1 pseudogene is annotated in these 2532 nt (G+C 77.7%); it reads right to left on the bottom strand.

Going from position 1 to position 2532, the window contains the following annotated elements:
• Window positions 1-2532: pseudogene (locus BZL64_RS36930) on the bottom strand (serine protease); the annotation flags it as partial.

Here is a 2532-nt window from a genome sequence, read left to right as displayed (position 1 = left end):
CCCGACGCCCCCGACTCCCCCAGCTCCCCGTTGAGCCAGCCCGCGATCTGCGCGGCGAACCCGGGGACGTGGCGGGCCAGGTCGGCCAGGCCGCGGTCGAAGCGGGCGGCGCCGTCCGGGGTGCGGCCGAGCAGGAGGCCGGTGCGGTGGACGAGAACGCGCAGGTCCGGGCCGCTGAGCCGGCCGGCCGAGTGCAGTACGGCGTCCAGGACGGCGGGGTCGCGTTCGTGGGCCAGCAGGAAGTCCAGCAGCTCCCGGCGGAGGGCGCCAGGCCCGGCCAGGACAGCGGCCAGGGCGGCGCGCAGCGGCTCGGGGCCCCCTTCCAGCAAGCCGGTGACCAGCGGAAACAGCACCGCCGTGCCGACTGTGCCGTCGTCGAGACGCTCATCGACGTGGGCGGCGAGGTCCCCGGCGGCTTCCGGGCGCCGCTCCATGGCCTCGCGCACGAGCTGGGCCACCCGGCGGGCCAGGGCGGGAGTCGCGGCGTCGACGAGGGCGCGCGACAGTGGTCCGGTGTCCGTGCCGAGGCGGTCCAGCCGGGCACGGCAGGCGCCGAGGACCGGTTCCGGGTGGGTGGTCAGGGCGGTGAGCAGGGCGACCGGCGGCAGCTTCGGGTCGCCTGCCGTGAACCGCTCCAGCGCCTCCGGGAGGTGTCGCTCCCGGGTCTCGGGGTCGCGTACGAGAAGGGCGAGCGCCCCGCCCTGCAGCGTCCGGTCGGCGGGCCGGGCGAGGATCGCGAGAGCGGCGTACCGCAGCAGCTCGCGGTCGGCGCGGGTGGACGCCCCGGGCGCGGCGCGCGGTCCGTACGTCATCGCCGCGGCACGCCGCTCCGGCCGCTCGTCGTGCGCCCATCGGTCGACGGCCCTGCACAGCGCGGAGGGCTCCTCCTCGGCCAGCACGGCGAGGAGTTCGTCCGCGCGCGGGTGCGCACGCTCCACGAGGACCTCGGTCAGGTCGTCCAGCCCCCGGTGCCGGTGGGTGTGCAGCAGTGCCTGCGCGGCCGTCGCCACGGTGGCGTGCGGCATCGCGGGCAACGGCCGCTCGTCGTCGAACCAGCGCGCGAGCAGCGGTTGTACGGCGGTGGCGTCGGCGGCGAGCAGCCGGGCGACCGTGTCGAGGTGGCGGGGCACGTCCTCGGCGTCCGGCGCGGGGTCCGCGAGGACCAGTCGGCGCAGCAGGTCGAGGCGGAGGCCGGCGGGGAGCGGCAGGGCGTTCCAGAAGCCGGGGCCGAACGCGACGGTGCGGCCGGGCCGGTCGCAGCGGCTCACGACCAGGTCGGCCAGCAGCCGCAGGACACCGGCGTACGGGGTCGCGTCCGGCAGGCGGGGCAGGGTCTCGGCGAGGAGTCCGGCGGCCCACCAGGAGTCCGGGTCTGCCGCCAGGGCGTCGGTCAACTCGTCGAGTCTGGCGGCGAGTTGTCGGTGTCCCTGCTGTCGGCCGAGGTGCAGGAGCGCCTGGACGACGGGGCCGATGCGGTGGTGCGGGACCGGCAGCGGGTGGGAGCCGTCGGGGGTGCGGGAACGGTGGACGAGGACGCGCAGGGCTTCGTCCAGGTCGAGGTGCAGTCCCTGGATCCAGTCGGCGAGTTCCTCGTGGGCGAAGCGATAGCCGCCGCCGGCCGGCACCAGGAGGCCTTCGGCGAGGACGGCGGACGCCCAGCCGGTGCCGCCACCGAGCCGGGCGGGGGCGGGCCCCCACGGGAACACCGCCTCGAACGACGCGCGGTCCAGCTCGCCCTGCCCCGGTCCGAGGCTGCGCCGGGCGGCCTCGTGGACCTGCCCGGACACCTTCGCGGCGAGCCGTCGTACGGCGGTGCCGCGCACGCCGTTCTCGGCGGCCAGCCGGACCGCGATCCGCAGGCACATCAGGTCGAGGTGGGTGGCGAGGACCTCGTCGCGGCCGACGGGGGTGGCGGCCTCGGTGTCGGGGAGGGCGGCGCGGACCTCCGCGTACAGCCGGAGGGTGAGCGGATGCCTGGCGTCGGGCCCCGCGAGTGCGGTGTCCGGGATGCCGAGCCGGGCACGCACCTCGTCCGCCTCGGCCTCGGTGAGGTCGCCGAGGGGGACGCGTGGCGGCAGATCCCGCCCCGTGCGGCCGTACAGCATGCCGGCCGGGAAGTGCGGGCCCGCCTGCTCCCAGTACTCGGTCCGGCAGGCCACCACCAGCCGGGTTCCCGTCTCCCGCAGCCAGTCCGCGGTGCCCTCGGTCCACTCGGGGAGGCGGTGGGCGAGGACGGGCGGCATCTCCTCGGGGCCGTCGAGGACCAGCAGCAGCGGGCGGCCCGCGGCGCGGGCGTGGTGGGCGAGCCGTTCCGGGGTCTGCTCGTCGAGGGCGGGGACCGGTCGGGACGCGGCGACGATCCGGGCGGCGCGGCCCAGTGCGCGGCGGGCCGCGTCGGCGACAGAGTCGTCGGCGTCCCGCAGGTCGGCGCCGCGCAGCCACAACGTGGGCGCCGCCTCTCGCGCGCGCCGCCCGGCGAGGGCCGTACGAGCGGCGCTCGTACGGCCGCTCGCCGGGCGGCGCGCGCGAGAG

The organism is Streptomyces bobili, assembly GCF_002154575.1.
In the GTDB taxonomy this organism is placed as follows: domain Bacteria; phylum Actinomycetota; class Actinomycetes; order Streptomycetales; family Streptomycetaceae; genus Streptomyces; species Streptomyces bobili.
This window is presented reverse-complemented; position numbering and strand designations above follow the sequence as displayed.